This window comes from Micromonospora sp. NPDC004336, from assembly GCF_053602615.1.
Genome location: NZ_JBSGDY010000003.1, coordinates 32,980 through 51,385, shown reverse-complemented (window position 1 = coordinate 51,385; position 18,406 = coordinate 32,980). Strand labels below are relative to the sequence as shown.

The window sequence follows — 18,406 nt, the reverse complement described above, 5'->3', positions numbered from 1 at the left end:
TCCGATGGACCGTCGTACCGTCCTGCGTGCCACCGTCGCCGGTGGCGCCGTCGCCTTCTCCGGCAGCCTCTGGGCCGGCGCCGCGTCGGCCGCCCCCGCCCAGCCCGGCCCCGGGCCGTACGGGGAGCTGCTCGCCGCCGACGCCAACGGCATCCAGCTGCCCGCCGGCTTCGCCAGCCGGGTCGTCGCCCGCTCCGGCCAGCGGGTCGCCGGCACCTCCTACCTCTGGCACCCCGCCCCCGACGGCGGCGCGTGCTTCCCGGCCGGCACCGGCTGGATCTACGTCTCCAACTCCGAGGTGCCGCTGGTCGGCGGCGCCTCGGCGGTGCGCTTCCACGCCGACGGCTCGATCGCGGCGGCCTACCGGATCCTCGGCGGCACCAACGTCAACTGCGCGGGCGGCGCCACCGGCTGGGGCACCTGGCTCTCCTGCGAGGAGGTGCCGCTCGGGCGGGTCTTCGAGACCTGGCCGGACGGCAGCGGGGCGGCCGAGGAGCGCACCCGGATGGGCCGGTTCACGCACGAGGCGGCGGCCTGCGACCCGGAGCGCGAGGTGGTCTACCTGACCGAGGACGAGGACGACGGCTGCTTCTACCGCTTCGTCCCGGACACCTGGGGCGACCTGCGCACCGGCCGGTTGCAGGTGCTCTGCGCCCCGGCCGACCAGGTGACCGGCCCGGTGACGTGGCGGGACGTCCCCGACCGGGACGGCTTCCCCGTGCCGACCCGCTGGCAGGTCGGCGCGGCGAAGCACTTCGACGGCGGCGAGGGCTGCTGGTACGCCGACGGCACCTGCTGGTTCACCACCAAGGGCGACAACCGGGTCTGGGCGTACGACGCGGCGCGCCAGCGCCTCGACCTCGCGTACGACGACTCGCTGGTGCCGGCCGGCGCGGCGCCGCTGACCGGCGTGGACAACATCACCGGCACCGCCGGCGGCGACCTCTACGTGGCCGAGGACGGCGGCAACATGGAGATCAACGTCATCACCCCCGCCGGCGTGGTCGCCCCGTTCCTGCGCCTGCACGGGCACCCGGAATCGGAGCTCACCGGCCCCGCCTTCTCGCCCGACGGCTCCCGCCTCTACTTCTCCTCCCAGCGCGGCACCACCGGCGACCGCGCCGGCCTCGCCGGCGTCACCTACGAGATCAGCGGCCCCTTCCGGCCCTGACCGCCCGGTCCTGCCCGGTCCTGCCCGGTCCCGGGCCCGCCCGGTCCCGGGGCCCGCCCGGTCCCAGGGCCCGCCCGGTCCCAGGTCCTGCGCGGTCCGGGCCGGGCCGGCGGCGTCGATCGTCAGGTTGGCGGCGGTCGGGGAGCGCCCTCCCCGCCGCCGACCTCACGGTCGGCCGGGCTCCCGCGCGGCGGCGCGGGCCGTGCGCCAGCGGGAGAGGGCGAGGGTGGCGGAGTAACCGGCGAGCACGATCACGTGGAAGAGGTAGAGCCAGAGCAGCACCGCCACCCCCGCGCCGATCTCGTCGAAGCCGCCGAACGGCACGCCCAGGTCGATGGGGAGCGAGGCGAAGAGCACGAAGCCGTGCAGGAAGCCGGAGAGGTTCGCCGCCGTGAACGACCCGACGCCCAGCGCGGAGAGCCAGTCCGGCGACGCCGGGCCGACCACCCGGAACACCCACAGCAGCACCGGGGTGAGCACCAGCCACACCGCCAGGAACGACAGCACCACGCCCAGCGCGCCGCTCCACCCGCCCTGGCGTACCAGCCCCGTCGTCGTCGGCAGCGCGAGCAGGATCGACAGCAGCAGGGCCGGGGCCGGGGCGAGCAGCGGGAGCAGCAGCAGCCGGCCGCGCCACCCCACCAGCGACTCGTCGCGGCGCGGGGCCGCCACGGAGACGAAGGCGCGGCGCAGCCCCTCGCCGTAGAGCGACGCCGGCAGCAGCGACGCCAACGCCAGCACGGGGGTCAACCCCACCCCGGCCTCGACCAGCGCGGCCACCGCGTGCGGCGCGCCGATCTCGTCCGGCAGCGTCCGCACGGCGTGCGACGTGAGCCGGCGTACCCGGTCGGCCCCCGCCAGCAGCGAGGTGAGCCAGATGGCCAGCAGGGCCACCGGCACCACGGCGATCGCCCCGTAGAAGGTGATGGCGGCGGCGTGCAGCGACAGGTCCCGGCCGCGCAGCGGACGGAACGCCGCGCCGGTGATCCGCTTCGCCCGTTGCCATCCGCTGCCCATCGCGGCTTCTTTCCCCGTACGGCCCGGCGTCACGCACCACATCGCCGACCGTGACCGGCTCGACGCCCGACCCGCCCCGGGGGATGCGCCGTGCCCGTACGGCGGAGCCGCCGGACGGGGGCGCGTCCGGCGGCTCCGAGGCGGGTGCGGTCAGCCCAGCGGTGCGGTCTCGCCGCCGCGCAGGGTGGCGTAGTAGCAGCCGGTGGTGGGCAGGCTCGTCGCCGCCGGCGGGGTGACCCCGTCGTAGAGCGCCAGCAGGAAGTTCTGCGGGCAGCGCCGGGTGCTGCCGGTACGGATGCCGAAGTGCAGGTGCGGCCCGGTGGAGTTGCCGGTGTTGCCGGTGAGGCCGAGCTGCTGCCCGGGCGCCACCGACGCGCCGTTGGCGACCGACCACGCCGAGAAGTGGCAGTAGGTGTAGACGGCCCCGTCGGTGCCGGTGAGGTTGACGCCCTGGCCGCAGGAGCTGTCGTTGATGATCGTCACCGTGCCCGCCCGCACGGCGTACGCCCTGGTGCCGGTGCCGACCGGGAGGTCGATGGCGGGATAGTCGTGGTGCGGGTCGTCGTACTCGCCGCGCGGCAGCGCGCTCTGGGGCAGCGGCAGGGCGAAGCCGGGGTTGCCGGCCGTGGTGGAGGTGATCCGGACGGCGTCCGCGACGACGTAGCCCGCAGCGGTGGTCCAGCGGCTGACCCCGACGACGGGGCGGTCGCCCGCCGCCAGCGTGAAGGTGCCGAGGGCGACCCAGCGGCCGCCGTTGGCGCGCTGGTCCACGACGACCGTCTGGTTGCCGGCGGCGGTCGCCACGATGAACGGGGTGGCGCTGTTGTAGCCGGCGTCCGCCGGGTACCACACCTCGACGAGGTGCGCGCCGGTGGCGGCGACCGACGCGCTGAACCAGGCGGCGTCGCTGCCCCCGGTGTAGGGCGTCGCGAAGCGGTAGTCGGCGCCGTACCGCTGGCCGGCCCAGGACGACGTGCCCCAGTTGGCGCTGGCGGTGAAGCGGCCGGCGGTCGCGTTGTCGACGGTGGTGGTGGCGGCGGACGCGGGCCCGGCCGGGCCGAGCAGCACCATGGCCGCAGCGGTCAGCCCGGCGACCAGGGCGCGCGCGGCGGTGGCGAGTTTCACGAGTTGCCTCCGAGGGGCGAGGGCGGGCGGGTGGAGGTATTCAACCAACAAGGATCGATGATCGTAAGAGAGTTACATAGATCAACATCGCTGGGAAGCTTTCCATAGGATCGGCGTCATGACCGTTCTGACCACGGAGCGCCTGGTGCTGCGGGAGTGGACCGCCGACCCGGCCGACCTGGCCCGGATCTTCGACATCTACTCCCGGCCCGAGATCACCCGGTGGCTGAACGCGCCGGGGCTGCCCCTGACCGACCCGGCGCAGGCCGCCGACCGGCTCCGGACGTGGCGGGAGCGGCACGCGGGGCACGGCGGCCGGTACGGCACCTGGGCGATCGAGGTCCGCGGGACGGGCGTGGTGGCCGGCACCGTCCTGCTGAAGCCGCTGCCGGGGCGCGAGGAGGGCGTGTTGACCGAGGACATCGAGGTGGGCTGGCACCTGCACCCCGACTCGTGGGGCCACGGGTACGCCACCGAGGCGGCCCGGGCCGTGGTCGCGCGGGAACTCGCCGCCGGCACCCGGGAGGTCCACGCCGTCGTGGCGCCCGGCAACGAGGCGTCGATGGCGGTGGCCCGCCGGCTCGGCATGACCCACGTGGGCCGCCGCACCGACTGGTACGGCGGCGCGTCGGTGGAGACCTTCGTCCTGACGGCGTCGCACCGCGTGTGCGATCCCGGCCGGCCGGGGCTGCGGCGGCTAGGCTGACCTGAGCAGACTGTCCGCTGAGGGGGTGAGCCCGGATGGCCCAGGCAGCTTTCGCGCCCGAGCCGGCGCCGCAGGAGGCCGAGCCCGCGCAGCGGCCCACGGAGCCGTCGTTCGACGTGCTGCGGTGGCACGACGAGCCGTGGACCGCTCAGCTCGCCCTCGACCTGTTGCCGGAGACCAACGGCCCCAAGGTTGAGGTCCTGAGCGGAAGCGTGATCGTGACCCCACACGCCGGAATAGACCACCAGTCGGTGGAACGTGAGCTGCCCTATCTCCTGCACCGGGCCGCCCGCAGGGCGGGCCTGTGGGCCTATCCCGAGATCAACGTGATCTCGGGCAAGGACCTCTTCATTCCCGACGTCGCCGTCCTCCGGTCCTCCGGCGGGGGGCGGTCGGCCGTCGACATCGGGCAGGCCGTCCTGCTGGGCGAGATCGTGTCCCCGGGCAACCGGCGCAAGGACGTGATCGATCGGCCGCGCGAGTACGCCGCCGCCGGTGTCCCGTTCTTCCTCCGGGTCGACCTGCGCAACCGGGTGCCCACCATCGCGTTGTTCGAGCTCGCCGAGGGAGACTACCGGCCGGTGGCGGCCGCGGCGGCCGGAAGCACCTTCGCCATGACGGAGCCCTTCCCGTTCGCCGTCGACCCGGCCGACCTTCTCGACGAGGCGGCGCCGGAGGAGGGCGCGGACGTGCCGGGGGAGCAGGCCGACGCGGAGGGCTGAGGCTCCCGGCGGGCGCCGTGCGGCGCTGGGGAAGAATGTCCGGGTGACTTCGCCCCGGGAACTCGTCCTGCTCGGCTCCACCGGTTCGATCGGGACACAGGCCATCGACATCGTGCGGCGCAACCCGGACCGGTTCCGGGTGGTCGCGCTCGGGGCCGGCGGCGGCAACGTCGAGCTGCTCGCCGCCCAGGCGCTCGAACTCGGCGTCGACGCGGTCGGGGTGGCCCGGGCCAGCGCCGCGCAGGACCTCCAGCTCGCGTTCTACGCCGAGGCGAGCCGGCGCGGCTGGGCCACCGGCGACTTCAAGCTCCCCAAGATCGTGGCCGGCCCGGACGCGATGACCGAGCTGGCGCAGTGGCCCTGCGACGTCGTGCTCAACGGCGTGGTCGGCTCGCTCGGGCTCGCGCCGACCCTGGCCGCGCTGCGCGCCGGGCGTACGCTCGCGCTCGCCAACAAGGAGTCGCTCGTGGCCGGCGGCCCGCTGGTGAAGGCCGCCGTGACGCGGCCGGAGCAGATCGTCCCCGTCGACTCGGAGCACTCGGCGCTGGCCCAGTGCCTGCGCGGCGGGGCCCGGGGCGAGGTGCGGCGGCTGGTCGTCACCGCCAGCGGCGGCCCGTTCCGGGGCCGGCGGCGCGACGAGCTGACCACGGTCACGCCCGAGCAGGCGCTGGCGCACCCGACCTGGAACATGGGGCCGGTCGTCACGATCAACTCCGCCACGATGGTCAACAAGGCGCTGGAGGTGATCGAGGCGCACGAGCTGTTCGACGTGCCGTACGCCGACATCGCCGTGATGGTGCACCCGCAGTCGGTGATCCACTCGATGGTCGAGTTCACCGACGGCTCCACCCTCGCCCAGGCCAGCCCGCCCGACATGCGGCTGCCGATCGCGCTGGGCCTCGGCTGGCCCGACCGGGTGCCCGTAGCCGCCGCCGCCGTCGACTGGACGACGGCCCACACCTGGGAGTTCGCGCCGCTGGACGACGAGGCGTTCCCGGCGGTGGCGCTGGCCAAGGCCGCCGGCGAGGCCGGGCGCTGCCGGCCGGCGATCTACAACGCGGCGAACGAGGAGTGCGTGGCCGCGTTCGTGGCCGGCCGGCTGCCCTTCCTCGGCATCGTCGACACCCTCCGGCGGGTGTTGGAGGACGCTCCCGACTTCGACGAACCAGGTACCGTCGAGGACGTGCTCGCGGCGGAGTCGTGGGCGCGCGCGCACGCGCAGGAGATCATCATCGCGGGTTCGGTGGAAGGAGCTTGATGGCGTACCTGCTCGGGGTGGTGCTCTTCGCCCTTGCGATCCTCATCTCGGTGAGCCTGCACGAGGCGGGGCACATGCTCACCGCCAAGGCCTTCGGCATGAAGGTCACCCGCTACTTCGTCGGCTTCGGTCCCACGCTCTGGTCGTTCAGGCGGGGCGAGACCGAGTACGGCGTCAAGGGCATCCCGCTCGGCGGCTTCTGCAAGATCGTCGGCATGACGCCGCAGGACGACGACGTCGACCCGGCCGACGAGCCGCGCGCGATGTGGCGCTACCCGGTGTGGAAGCGGACGATCGTGATGTCCGCGGGCTCCGTCACCCACTTCGCCCTCGCCCTGATCGCTCTCTGGATCATCGCGGTCACCGCCGGCCTGCCCAACCCGGACTTCCCCAGCACCGAGGCGGAGATCCGCAAGGAGCCGGCGGTCATCCAGCTGTCGAAGTGCGTGGTCCCGGAGAACACGCTCCGCGAGTGCACCACCACCGACCCGGCCAGCCCCGCCGCCCAGGCGCAGCTGCGCGACGGCGACCGGATCACCGCGATCAACGGCGCGCCGATCGCGGACTACGGCCAGCTGCTCACCACCCTGCGCGGCCTCAAGCCGGGCGACACGGCGCAGATCGCGTACGAGCGCGACGGCCAGCCGGGCAGCACCAGCGCGGTGCTCGCGCAGACCCAGCGCCCGCCGCTGGACGACCCGAAGGGTCAGGTCGGCGCGGTCGCGGCGCTCGGCGTCGGGCTCGTCCCCAGCACCCCGACCCGGGTGACGTACGGGCCGGTCGGCGCGTTCGGCGCGACCGCCGACTTCACCGGCGACATGGCGGTCAACACCTTCGAGGCGATGAAGCGCATCCCGCAGAAGGTCCCGGCCCTGTGGACGGCGATCACCGGCGGCGAACGGGACATGGACACCCCGATCAGCGTGGTCGGCGCGAGCCGGCTCGGTGGCGAGGCGGTGGAGAACAACGCGTGGCTGCTGTTCTTCATGCTCTTCGTCTCGCTGAACTTCTTCATCGGCGTGTTCAACCTGCTGCCGCTGCTGCCGCTGGACGGCGGCCACATCGCCATCGCCTGGTTCGAGCGGGCCCGCTCCTGGCTCTACGCCCGGATCGGCCGCGCCGACCCCGGCCGCGTCGACTACCTGAAGCTCATGCCCTTCACGTACGCGGTGATCCTGATCGGCGGCGCGTTCACGCTGCTGACCATCACCGCGGACGTCGTCAACCCGATCACGCTCTTCTCAAGGTGAGTGCCTGAAGTGACCGCTGTCAGTCTCGGTATCCCCGCCGTACCGCCCCCGCCGCTCGCCCCGCGCCGGGCCAGCCGCCAGATCATGGTCGGTTCGGTGCCGGTCGGCGGCGGCGCGCCGGTCTCGGTGCAGTCGATGACCACCACCCTCACCGCCGACGTCAACGCCACCCTCCAGCAGATCGCCGAGCTGACCGCGTCCGGCTGCCAGATCGTCCGCGTCGCGGTGCCGAGCCAGGACGACGTCGAGGCGCTGCCGGCGATCGCGAAGAAGTCGCAGATCCCGGTCATCGCCGACATCCACTTCCAGCCGAAGTACGTCTTCGCGGCGATCGACGCCGGCTGCGCGGCGGTCCGGGTCAACCCGGGCAACATCCGCCAGTTCGACGACAAGGTCAAGGAGATCGCCAAGGCGGCCGGCGACGCGGGCGTGCCGATCCGGATCGGCGTGAACGCGGGCTCGCTGGACAAGCGCCTGCTCGCCAAGTACGGCAAGGCCACCGCCGAGGCGCTCGTCGAGTCGGCGCTGTGGGAGTGCTCGCTGTTCGAGGAGCACGGCTTCCGCGACATCAAGATCTCGGTCAAGCACAACGACCCGGTGGTGATGATCCGGGCCTACCGCCAGCTCGCCGAGAGGTGCGACTACCCGCTGCACCTGGGCGTCACCGAGGCCGGCCCGGCCTTCCAGGGCACCATCAAGTCGGCGGTCGCCTTCGGCGCGCTGCTGGCCGAGGGGATCGGCGACACCATCCGGGTCTCGCTGTCGGCGCCGCCGGTGGAGGAGATCAAGGTCGGCAACCAGATCCTGGAGTCGCTCGGGCTGCGCGAGCGGGGCCTGGAGATCGTCTCCTGCCCGTCCTGCGGGCGGGCGCAGGTCGACGTCTACAAGCTCGCCGAGGAGGTCACCGCCGGCCTGGAGGGGCTGCCGGTGCCGCTGCGGGTCGCCGTGATGGGCTGCGTCGTGAACGGTCCGGGCGAGGCCCGCGAGGCCGACCTGGGCGTGGCCTCCGGCAACGGCAAGGGTCAGATCTTCGTCAAGGGCAAGGTGGTCAAGACCGTGCCCGAGGCGCAGATCGTGGAGACCCTCATCGAGGAGGCGCTGCGCATCGCCGACGAGATGGGCGCCGAGTTGCCCGAGGAGCTGCGCGGCCTGCTCCCGGGGGCGACCGTAACCGTGCACTGATCCGTCCGTCCCGCCGGCGGGCGGGTTGGGCCACCGAAGGGGTGGCCGCTCCACCGGGAGCGGCCACCCCTTCGTCTTGCGCGGGGCCGGATGGTGGGAACGCAGATGCAAACCGTACGTACGTCTTGTTAAGGTCTTGGGGTGCGACTCCTTCCCGAACCGGGTCCGGCCCGGATCCTCACCCTCGGCACCCTCGTCCGCACCGTCGGGCGCGGCCTGTGGATGGTGGCCAGCGCGCTCTTCCTCACCCGCTCGGCCGGCCTGAGCGTCACCGACGTCGCGCTCGGGCTGACCGTCTCGGCCCTGGTCGGCCTGCTGGCCAGCGCCCCCGCCGGATACCTGGCCGACCGGCTGGGCCCCCGGGCCACCCAGCTCGTCGCGCTGGTCGCGAACAGCGTGCTGACCACCGCGCTGCTGGCCGTCGGATCCCTTCCCGCGTTCCTCGCCGTCGGCGCGGCCACCGCGGTCGCCGACGCCGCCGACCGGGGCGCCAAGGGCGCGCTCATCGCCGGCTCCGTCCCGGCCGACCAGCGCGTCCGCACCCGCGCCTACCTGCGCGCCACCACGAACGTCGGGATCTCGGTGGGCGCCGTGCTCGCCGGCTTCGCGCTGGCCGCCGACACCCGGGCGGCGTACGTGGCGCTGGTCCTCACCACCGCCGTGACCTACCTGCTCGCCGCCGCCGTCTTCACCCGGCTGCCGTACCTTCCGCCCACGCCCGCCCCCGCGCACGGCCCCCGGCTGATCGCGCTGCGGGACCGGCCGTTCCTGGCGTTCACCGTGCTCGACGGGCTCATGTCGATGCACTTCGGGCTGCTCAACATCGCCCTGCCGCTCTGGATCGTCGGGCACACTCGGGCGCCGGCCTGGGTGCTCTCCGGGCTGATGCTGGTCAACACGCTGGTGGTGGTGCTCTTCCAGGTCCGCGCCGCGCGCGGCACCGAGAGCCTCGCCGGCGCGGCCCGGGCGGCCCGGCGCGCCGGGCTCGCCATCGCCGCGGCCTGCGTCCTCTTCGCCGCCAGCGGCGGGCGCTCCACGGGCGTCGCCGTCGCGCTGCTGGTCGGCGGCGCGCTCACGCACGTGGTCGGGGAGCTGTGGCACTCCGCCGCCGGCTGGGGGATCTCCTTCGGGCTGGCGCCGGAGAACGCCCACGGGCAGTACCAGGGCGCGTACAGCATGGGCTACGAGCTGGGCAAGATGGTGGCGCCGGTCGTGGTCACCACGCTGGCCGTCGGCTGGGGCGTGCCGGGGTGGCTGCTGCTCGGCGTCCTGTTCCTGTCGCTCGGCGCCCTGGTGCCCGGAGTCGTCGCCTGGGCCGCCCGCAACCGGTCCGGGGCGGTCGCGCCCGAGCCGGTCGCGGTGGCGTAGCCCCTCTCGTCACTCGCCCGGCGGGGCGGGGGGCGGATCTGGCAGGCTGGTAACCGTGCTGACGCTGCCGGTACGGCAACTCGGAGAGTCGGAGCGCCGCGCTGTCGAGCGGCTGCTCGACCTCGACCCCTTCGCTGGCGCGCAGGTCGCCGAGCGGGTCGCGGCGCGCGGCCTGGCCTGGTGGCGCGCCGAGGGGCGGGTGCTGGGCTACGGCACGCGCCGCAACCTGGAGTCCGTCTGCTGGATCGGCGGCAACCTCACCCCGGTGCTGGCCACCGAGCCGGCCGTCGCCGCGTACGCCGACCTGCTCGCCGGCGAGGAGCGGCTCTGCTCGTCGATCGTGGGCCGGGCCGATGCCGTGCTCGGCCTCTGGGACCGGCTCTGCGACGTCTGGGGGCCGGCCCGGGACGTACGCCCGAACCAGCCGCTGCTGGCCACCGACGCGCTGCCGGCGGTGCCGGCGGACCCGCAGGTGCGGCGGGCGCGCGGCAGCGAGATCGACCGGCTCTTCCCGGCGGCGGTGGCGATGTACACCGAGGAGGTGGGCGTCTCGCCGCTCGCCGACGACGGCGGCCGTGGCTACCGGCGGCGGGTCACCGACCTGGTCCGGGCCGGCCGGGCGTACGCGCGGTTCGTCGACGGCCAGGTGGTGTTCAAGGCCGAGCTGGCCGTCGTGACCCGCCGGACCGCCCAGGTGCAGGGGGTCTGGGTGGCGCCCGAGTGGCGGGGCCGGGGCATCGCGACGGCGGCGATGGCGGCCGTGGTGCGCGACGCGCTGCTGCGGGTCGCCCCGACCGTGAGCCTCTATGTCAACGACTTCAACGCCCCGGCCCGCCGGGTCTACGAGCGCTGCGGCTTCCGGCCGGTCGGCACGCTCGCCACCGTGCTCTTCTGAGCCGCTCGCCACCGTGCTCTTCTGAGGCGCCGGGCATGGCCCGGATCACCCCGACCCCGCGTGACGAACCGGACGACCGGGGCTAGGCTGAGCATGTTTTTGCACTGACCAGTCAGTTCAAAGAAGGTGGGCCGGGGCGGATGATGGTCGTCGACGCGCGCGGGCTGGGGCTGCGTACCCGCCGGGGCTGGGTCTTCCGGGACGTCGACCTGACGGTGGCGGCGGGCGAGCTGCACGCGGTGACCGGGCCGCCGGGCAGCGGGCGCACCTCGCTGCTGCTCGCCCTGGCGGGCCGCTTCCCGACCACCGAGGGACGGCTGACGCGGCACGGCCCCGCCGCGCTGGGCCAGGTGGCCGGGGTGCACGAGCCCGATCCCGCGCTGACCGTCGCCGAGCACGTCCGGGAACGCCTCCTGCTGCTCGGGCCGGTGCCCCGCCGCCGGCGGCAACTGGTGCCGCTCACGGCCCTGCGGGCCCGTCGGGAGTACCGGCGGGACGCCCTCGCCGCCGCGCTGGCCGGGGCCGGGCTCACCGGGGATCCGCCGTTCGACCCGGACACCCGGGGCCGCGACCTCACGCCGCTGCAACGGCAGGTGCTCGGCCTCCTCCTGGCCACCCTGGCCGGGCCCCGGCTGATCGTCGCCGACGACGTGGACGCCGGCTCCGACGCCCCGGAACGCGCCCGGCTCTGGGCGACCCTCGCCCGCCTGGCCGACCAGGGCTACGCGGTGGTCGCCAGCGCCCGCGCGCTCGAGGCGGACCTCCCCGCCCCGCCGCCCCCCACCCCCACCCCCGCCCCCACCCCCGCCCCCGCCCCCGCCGCTCCTCCCGCCGCTCCTCCCGCGATCTTGCACTTGTTGCCCGGGCATAGCGGTCAAACGGTGCGATCCGAGGGCCGAAAGTGCAAGATCGCTGAAGCCGAGGGGAGAGGGAGCGGCCCGGGTGACGCGACCGATCCGACCGAGACCGCCGAGGTGGCAACCCGATGAGCGTCTTTCGGCTCGCCAGGTTCGAGTTGCGGCGGCTGACCCGGGGCCGGCTGCCCCGCGCCGCGCTGGCCGTGCTCACCGTCATCCCGCTGCTCTACGGGGCGCTCTACCTCTACGCCTTCTGGGACCCGTACGCCAGGATGGACCGGATCCCGGTGGCGCTCGTCAACGCCGACCGGCCCGCGACCGCCGGCGACGGCACCGAGGTGCACGCCGGCCGCGACCTCACCGACGAACTGCTCGAGCGGCGGGTCTTCGGCTGGCACGTCACCGACGCCCGGGACGCCGCCGCCGGCCTGCGCAGCGGCCGCTACCACCTCGTCTTCGCCATCCCGGAGGACTTCTCCGCCGCCCTGGCCGCCAGCCCGGACCCCGACCGGCCGGCCCGGCGGGGCGAGCTGCGGGTGGTCAACGACGACGCCACCAACTACCTCTCGGGCCTGCTGGCCCGCACGGCGTTCAGCGAGATCCGGGCCGCCGCCGCGCAGAGCGCCGCCGGGAACTACTTCGAGAAGATGCTCGTCGGCTTCACCGACGCCAGGGCCGAGACCGGCCGGGCCGCCGACGGGGCCGCGAAGATCGCCGACGGGCTCGACACCTCCGAGGCCGGCGCGGGCCGGCTCGCCGACGGACTGGGCACGTCGCAGGACGGCGCCGGCCGGCTCGCCGACGGGCTGGACGCCTCCGCGACCGGGGCGGGCGGCCTCTCGGCCGGGCTGGACAAGAGCGCGAAGGGCGCCGACCAGCTCGCCGCCGGGCTTGGCGAGCTGCGTACCGGGGCGGTGCAGCTCGCCGACGGCACCGCCCGCGCGGCCACCCAGACCCGCGCCGTCGCCGACCGGGTCAACGGCGCGGCCGGCCGGATCGAGCCGGTGCTGCGGGACAACGCGAAGCGGATCGAGGAATCCGCCACGGCGATCGCCGAGGGGGCACAGTCGCTCGCCGACGGGCTCGACGCGCTGCCCCGGCGGGCACAGGAGGCCCGCACCCAGGCCGAGCAGGTCCGCGACCGCCTCGACGCGCTGGTCGCCGCGCACCCCGAGCTCGCCGACGACCCCAGCGTGGTGGCCGCGCGTACGGCCGCCAAGGCGGCGGTCGAGGCGGCCCGCGCGGTGGCCGGCACGCTGGACGGGGCCGACCTGAGCACCCTGCGCAACCGGATGATCCGCGTCGCCGCCACCGCCCGCGAGATCGCCGCCGCCGCGCCCCACCTGGCCGACGACGTCGCCGCCGCGAAGGCGAAGGTCGACGAGCTGGCCACCGGCCTGGGCACCCTCGCCCAGGGCAGCGCGAAGCTGCGCGACGGCCTCGGCACGGCGACCACCGGCGCCGACGAGCTGCGGGGCGGGCTGTTCCGGCTGGCCACCGGCGCCCGGGAACTCGACGGCGGGCTGCACCGGCTCAGCACCGGCGGGGAACAGCTCGCCGCCGGCCTGACCCGCCTGGAGGGCGGCGCGGGCGACCTAGCGGCCGGCCTGACCAGGCTGGGTGGCGGGGCCGGCGAGTTGGCCGGCGGCCTCGCCGAGGGGAAGGACCGGATCCCCGGGTACGCCGACGCGGAGGCGCGCGCCGCCGTCCTCGGCGACCCGGTCTCGCTGGACCGCACCGCCCGCAACCCCGCCGGCGCGTACGGGGTGGGCTTCGCCCCGTACTTCCTCGGGCTGGCCCTCTGGGTCGGCGCGATGATCACGTACATGCTGCTGCGGCCCGTCAACCGGCGGCACGTGATGTCCGGCGCACCCGCCTGGCGGGTGGCGCTGGCGGGCTGGCTGCCCGCCGCGGCGATCGGCCTGGCCCAGGCCGGGGTGCTCTTCACGGTGGTGACCCTGGCGCTCGACCTGGGACCGGCGCGCCCGGCCGCCACCCTCGGCCTGCTCGCGCTGGCCTCGCTCGCCTTCACCGCGATCGTGCAGTGGCTCGGCGCCCTGCTCGGCCCGGCCGGCCGGCTCGCCGCGCTGGCCCTGCTGATGCTCCAGCTCACCTCGTCCGGCGGCACCTACCCGGTGCAGACCTCGCCCGGGTTCTTCCAGGCGATCCACCCCTGGCTGCCGATGACCTACGTGGTCACGGCCCTGCGGCACACCGTCAACGGCGGGGCGGCCGGCCCGGTGGTGACCGGGGCGCTGGTGCTCGCCGGCTTCGGGGCGGCGGCGCTCGCGCTCACCGTCCTCGCCGCCCGTCGGGCGCGCCGGCTCACCCCGGCCACGCTGCACCCCGAACTGTCCATGTGAGGATGCTGGCGGGTCGGTAGCGCGGACGGGGAGGGCCAGTGACGGACGGACGGTCGCGGCGGCGGGAGGACACCCGCCAGCGCCTCTTCGAGGCGGCCGTGGAGCTCATCGCCGAACAGGGCTTCTCCGCCACCACCGTGGACGACATCGCGGCCCGCGCCGGGGTGGCCAAGGGGACCGTCTACTACAACTTCGAGTCGAAGACGGTGCTCTTCGAGGAGCTGCTCCGGCACGGGATCGGCCTGCTCACCGCCGAGTTCCGGGCCGCCGTGGCCGGGCTGCCGCCCCGCGAGGCGCTGGCGGCGCTGGTGCGCGCCGAGCTGGAGTACATCCGGCGGTACCGGGCCTTCGCCCAGCTCCTGCTCTCGGAGATGTGGCGGACGAACCGGGAGTGGCAGCAGACGCTGCGGCTGCTGCGCGGTGAGGCGATCGAGGTCGTCGCCGAGACGGTCCGGGCCGGGGCGGCCGCCGGTGACCTGCCTGCGGACCTCGACGTGCGGACCGCCTCGTCGGCCCTGTTCGGCGTCGGGCTCGTGGTGGCCGTGGACTGGCTGGTGTTCCAGCCGGACCGGTCGATCGAGGACGTCGAGGAGGCGCTGCTCGGCATCGTCCGGCGGGTCGCCCGGACCTGACCCGGCCACCCCGCGCGGTGCCGCCCGGCCACCCCGCGCGGTGCCGCCCGGCCACCCCGCGCGGTGCCGCCCGGCCACCCCGCCCGGTGCCGCCCGGCCGACCCGCCGGGGCGGCGGGCGGGCCGTAAATGCGTTGAAACGGACACCCCGACCGAGCAGGCTGGACGCCCCACCACCGCCGTCCGGAAAGGATCCTGATGCGTCTGCTCCGGGACCTGTGGGCCACCTCGCCCCGCCGCATGGCGGTCGTGACCTGCCTGATCGTGTTCGGCGCCGCCGGTCAGGCCGCCGCCGCCGCGCTGGCCGGTCCCGTCCTGGTGCACCGCGCCGCCGGGTTCTTCGCGCTGCTCGCGGCGGCGCTGGTCGTCGCCGTGCTCAGCGACCTCGTGGTCAGCCTGACGATGGCCGGGCTCACCGCCGACTGGTCCGCCGACGTGCGCCGCCGGCTGTGTCGGGTGGCGCTCGGGCAGGACCTGCCGACCCTGGAGACCACGCCGGTCGGCGAGCTGCTCGACCGCATCGACGGCGACGTCTACCAGGTCGCCGCCGCCGTGCGCAACCAGGGCGTACGGATCACCCAGGGGCTGACCGCCGGCCTGCTCTCGACGCTGGTCGCCCTCGCGGTCTGGTGGCCGGCCGGCGTCGGGATGCTGCTGCTCGCCGTGCTGCTCGCGGTCGGCCTGCGCAAGCCCACCGCCCGCATCGGCCCGGCCCGGATGGCGGAGGAGGAGGCGTGGTCCGACCTCGCCGCCGTCATGGAGGAGGCCGTCCACGGCCAGGACGACGTGCGCACCAGCCTGGCCCGGCCGTACGTGCTGCGCCTCTACGCCCGGCGGGCGGCCGAGGTGCTCGACCGGGGCGTGCGCGTGTGGCGGATGTCCGCCCGGGTCACCACCGTCGCGGCGGGCGCCAGCGTCACCGGGATCGCCGCCGTGGTGCTCGGCGGCGCGTGGGCGCTGACGGCCGGCCGGATCGACGGGGCCCGGCTCACCGCGGTCTGGCTGCTCGTGATCGGTTTCGGGATGACCGTCGAGCACGTCAGCCGGATGGTTCCCGAGCTCCAGTACGCCCTCGGCGCGTGGGGCCGGGTGCAGCTGCTGGCGAGTTCCCCGCAGGAGCCCGTGGGCGGGGCCGCCCCGACGGAGGGCGACCTGCGCATCCGTGGCCTCACCTTCCGCTACCCGGGCGAGGAGTCGGACGGCGGGCGCGGCCCCGCGCTGCGCGACGTCGACCTGACCTTCACCCGGGGCCGCTCGTACGCGCTGGTCGGCCGGACCGGCTCCGGCAAGTCCACCCTGGCCAAGGTGCTCACCCGAGCCGTCGACGTGCCGCCCGGGACCGTCTTCCTGGCCGACCGCGACCTGCGGGACCTCGACGTCGAGCAGTTGCGTCGGTGGATCGCCGTGGTGCCCCAGCGCACCGAGATCCTCGCCGGCACCCTCGTCGAGAACGTCGCGCTGTTCGAGCCGGAGCTGCGCGGGGCCGCCGCCCGGGCGCTGCACGAGCTGGGCCTGGCGGGCTGGATCGCCGAGCTGCCCGACGGCCTGGAGACCCGGCTCGGGGAGGGCGGGCACGTGCTCTCGGCCGGGCAGGAGCAACTGGTCGCCTTCGCCCGGATCCTGGTGCGGGACCCGCACGTGGTGATCCTCGACGAGGCCACCGCCCGCCTCGACCCGGTCACCGAGGCGCGGGTGCAGCAGGCCACCGAGCGGCTGCTGCGCGACCGGATCGGGATCGTCATCGCGCACCGCCTCTCGTCCGTGCGCCGCTGCGACGAGGTCGTGGTGATGGCCGACGGGGCGGTGGTCGAGGCCGGCCCGCTGCGGGAGTCGGAACGCTTCGCCGACCTGCTCGCCACCAGCCACGCCACCGCGTACGCGCACGCCGGGTCGGTGACCCGGTCCGGCGGCGTGGACCTGCTGACCGGCCCGTCCGAGCCGTGGCCGCCCACCGGCCCCGACGCGGTCGAGCCGCCGGCCGGCCCGGGTGGGGCCGAGCCGCCGGCCGGACGCGACGGCGACGTGGCAGTGGCCGGGCGGGACGGCGACGAGGCAGTGGCCGGACGCGACGGCGACGGGGCGTCGACCGGACGGGACGGCGGCGGGGCGCGGGGCGGCGACGGGGCGTCGGCGGCGCGCGACGGCGGGGCGTCCGCGGCGTCGGCGCCGCCCCGCGGGCTGCGGGGCCTGCGGGAGCTGCGCGAGGTCCTGCGGCTGTGCGTCAACGACCCCCGGTACGGGCTGGCCTCGCTGTCGCTCTTCGTGGTGCTCGTGATCCTGAGTCTGGACGGCCCGGTGCTGCCCTGGCTCTGGGCCGACGTGGTCGACGGCGTCGGCGAGCCCTGGCTGCCGGCGACGGGGATCGTCGCCGCCCTGCTGGTCACCGTGCCGGTGCACTGGTTCACCGGCTACCGCTTCCCCCAGTGGTGGGTCCGGCAGATGCTGCGGATCAGCCTGCGGCTGGTGCACGGGCAGACCGGGCCGCGCCGGGTCAGCGGGCACACCCCGGCCGAGGTGGTGGCCCAGGGCGGCGACACCGAGCGGGTGGTGCAGCTCGCCGACAACGCCAGCGACCAGGGCATCTCCCTCGTGCTGCTGGCCGCGATGACGGCCGTGACCGGCAGCGTGGTGCCGGGGCTGTTCTTCGCCGGGACGATGCTGGTGTCCGGGCTGGTCGCGACGCTGTTCGGGCCCCGGCTGGAACGCTCCGCCCGGGCCACCGTCGCGGCCCGCGCCGCGTTCGCCACCGCGCTGGTCTCCACGCTGTCGGCCGCCCGTACGGTGAAACTCGCCGGGGCCACCCGCCCGGTGCTGGCCCACCTGGCCGACCTCGACGTGGTCCGCAGCGACCGGCAGCGCCGGGAGATCGCGGTGCAGGTGTGGTCGCGGTCGACGCCGTCGATGGTCAGCGGCCTGCTGCCGATCGGCGCGTGGGCGCTGTACCTGGCGGGCGAGCTGTCGGCCGGCGCCACGCTCGTGGTGGTCGCCACCCTGGCCGCGGCCCGCTGGTTCGCCTGGACGACGGCCTCGCTGATCTCGCAGATCCCCTCCGCGCGGGTGTGGACGCGGCGGACCGTGGCGATGACCGGGGTGAAGGCGTGGTCGGCGGCGGTGCCGGACGTCGACCTGGGCGCGGGCACCGCTCCGGCGCCCGAGGTACCGCCCCGACGGCCGCTGCGCCGACTGGAGCTGACCCGCTTCGGCGTCCGCCACTCCGACGGGACGGTGGCCGTCCGCGACGTCGACCTGACGGTGGAACGCGGCCAGCTCGTGCTGGTCGTCGGGCCGGTCGGCGCGGGCAAGTCGTCGCTGCTGCGGGCGCTGGCCGGCATCGCGCCGCACACCGGCCTGCTGACCTGGAACGGCGAGCCGGTCACCGAGCCGGAGCTGTTCCTGCGCCCCAACCAGGTGGGCTACGTCGGCCAGCTGCCCCGGGTGCTCTCCGGCACGGTGGCCGACAACATCACCCTCGGCCACCAGGTGGACGCCGCCGCCGCCGTGTCGACCGCCCAGCTCGACCACGACCTGGCGGCGGCCGGGGGCGGGCTGGGGCTGCTGATCGGGCACAAGGGCACCCGGCTCAGCGGCGGGCAGTTGCAGCGCCTCGCGCTGGCCCGGGCGCTCGCGCCGCGTACCGAACTGCTGGTCGCCGACGACGTGTCCTCGGCGCTGGACGTCACCACGGAGCTGGCGCTCTGGCAGGCGCTGCGCGAGCACGGGGTGACCGTGGTGGGCTCGACCTCGAAGCGGGCGGCCCTGGTCCGGGCCGACCACGTCGTGGTCCTGCTCGCCGGCACGGTCGCCGCCCAGGGTCCCTGGCGCGACCTCGAATCCCACTGGTCCCACCTCGCCGGCTGACCC

The 18,406-nt window shown here is 75.3% G+C and carries 14 protein-coding genes; 12 read left to right on the top strand and 2 right to left on the bottom strand.

The genetic code is table 11. The features are described 5' to 3' along the window. The first annotated feature begins 4 nt into the window (after window positions 1–4). Window positions 5–1,171: an alkaline phosphatase PhoX gene (locus tag ACWENR_RS01385; protein WP_452275101.1), complete on the top strand. Its 1,167-nt coding sequence runs from the start codon at window positions 5–7 to the stop codon at window positions 1,169–1,171. A gap of 165 nt (window positions 1,172–1,336) precedes the next feature. Here ACWENR_RS01385 and ACWENR_RS01380 read toward each other — a convergent pair whose 3' ends face one another. Both ACWENR_RS01380 and ACWENR_RS01375 read right to left on the bottom strand, forming a co-directional pair. Continuing rightward, entirely contained in the window at window positions 1,337–2,188 is an 852-nt protein-coding gene (locus tag ACWENR_RS01380; RefSeq protein ID WP_452275100.1) for a YhjD/YihY/BrkB family envelope integrity protein, read from the bottom strand. Between the two features lie 150 nt (window positions 2,189–2,338). After that, window positions 2,339–3,313, bottom strand: a complete 975-nt coding sequence (locus ACWENR_RS01375) for a golvesin C-terminal-like domain-containing protein (RefSeq protein ID WP_452275099.1) — start codon at window positions 3,311–3,313, stop codon at window positions 2,339–2,341. 118 nt (window positions 3,314–3,431) lie between these two features. Between ACWENR_RS01375 and ACWENR_RS01370 the strand changes: the two genes are divergently transcribed. The 11 genes from ACWENR_RS01370 (at window position 3,432) to ACWENR_RS01320 (ending at window position 18,403) form a co-directional block, all read left to right on the top strand. Beyond that, entirely contained in the window at window positions 3,432–4,019 is a 588-nt protein-coding gene (locus tag ACWENR_RS01370) for a GNAT family N-acetyltransferase (protein WP_452275098.1), read from the top strand. 35 nt (window positions 4,020–4,054) lie between these two features. Beyond that, the gene (locus ACWENR_RS01365; protein WP_452275097.1) at window positions 4,055–4,741 is read left to right on the top strand and encodes a Uma2 family endonuclease; all 687 of its coding nucleotides are present in this window, start codon (window positions 4,055–4,057) and stop codon (window positions 4,739–4,741) included. 43 nt (window positions 4,742–4,784) lie between these two features. Then, window positions 4,785–5,999 (top strand): 1-deoxy-D-xylulose-5-phosphate reductoisomerase, encoded by a 1,215-nt coding sequence (dxr, locus tag ACWENR_RS01360; RefSeq protein WP_452275096.1) that lies wholly within the window; start codon window positions 4,785–4,787, stop codon window positions 5,997–5,999. Beyond that, entirely contained in the window at window positions 5,999–7,249 is a 1,251-nt protein-coding gene (locus tag ACWENR_RS01355; RefSeq protein WP_452275095.1) for a M50 family metallopeptidase, read from the top strand. Before dxr ends, ACWENR_RS01355 begins: the two co-directional genes overlap by 1 nt. Window positions 7,250–7,258: 9 nt before the next feature. Beyond that, window positions 7,259–8,431 carry a flavodoxin-dependent (E)-4-hydroxy-3-methylbut-2-enyl-diphosphate synthase gene (gene ispG / locus ACWENR_RS01350; RefSeq protein ID WP_452275094.1) on the top strand — a complete coding sequence of 391 codons (1,173 nt, stop codon included), beginning with the start codon at window positions 7,259–7,261 and terminating at the stop codon, window positions 8,429–8,431. 141 nt (window positions 8,432–8,572) lie between these two features. Then, on the top strand, window positions 8,573–9,799 hold the full coding sequence (locus tag ACWENR_RS01345) for an MFS transporter (RefSeq protein ID WP_452275093.1): 1,227 nt from the start codon (window positions 8,573–8,575) through the stop codon (window positions 9,797–9,799). A 55-nt stretch (window positions 9,800–9,854) separates the two neighbouring features. Then, on the top strand, window positions 9,855–10,694 hold the full coding sequence (locus tag ACWENR_RS01340) for a GNAT family N-acetyltransferase (protein ID WP_452275092.1): 840 nt from the start codon (window positions 9,855–9,857) through the stop codon (window positions 10,692–10,694). A gap of 140 nt (window positions 10,695–10,834) precedes the next feature. After that, window positions 10,835–11,683 (top strand): ATP-binding cassette domain-containing protein, encoded by an 849-nt coding sequence (locus ACWENR_RS01335; RefSeq protein WP_452275091.1) that lies wholly within the window; start codon window positions 10,835–10,837, stop codon window positions 11,681–11,683. Further along, window positions 11,680–13,914 (top strand): YhgE/Pip family protein, encoded by a 2,235-nt coding sequence (locus tag ACWENR_RS01330; protein ID WP_452275090.1) that lies wholly within the window; start codon window positions 11,680–11,682, stop codon window positions 13,912–13,914. Before ACWENR_RS01335 ends, ACWENR_RS01330 begins: the two co-directional genes overlap by 4 nt. 38 nt (window positions 13,915–13,952) lie before the next feature. Next, entirely contained in the window at window positions 13,953–14,546 is a 594-nt protein-coding gene (locus tag ACWENR_RS01325; RefSeq protein ID WP_452275089.1) for a TetR/AcrR family transcriptional regulator, read from the top strand. Window positions 14,547–14,743: 197 nt separating this feature from the next. Beyond that, a complete protein-coding gene (locus tag ACWENR_RS01320; RefSeq protein ID WP_452275088.1) occupies window positions 14,744–18,403 on the top strand; it encodes an ATP-binding cassette domain-containing protein in 3,660 nt (1,219 codons plus the stop codon). Window positions 18,404–18,406 lie beyond the last annotated feature (3 nt).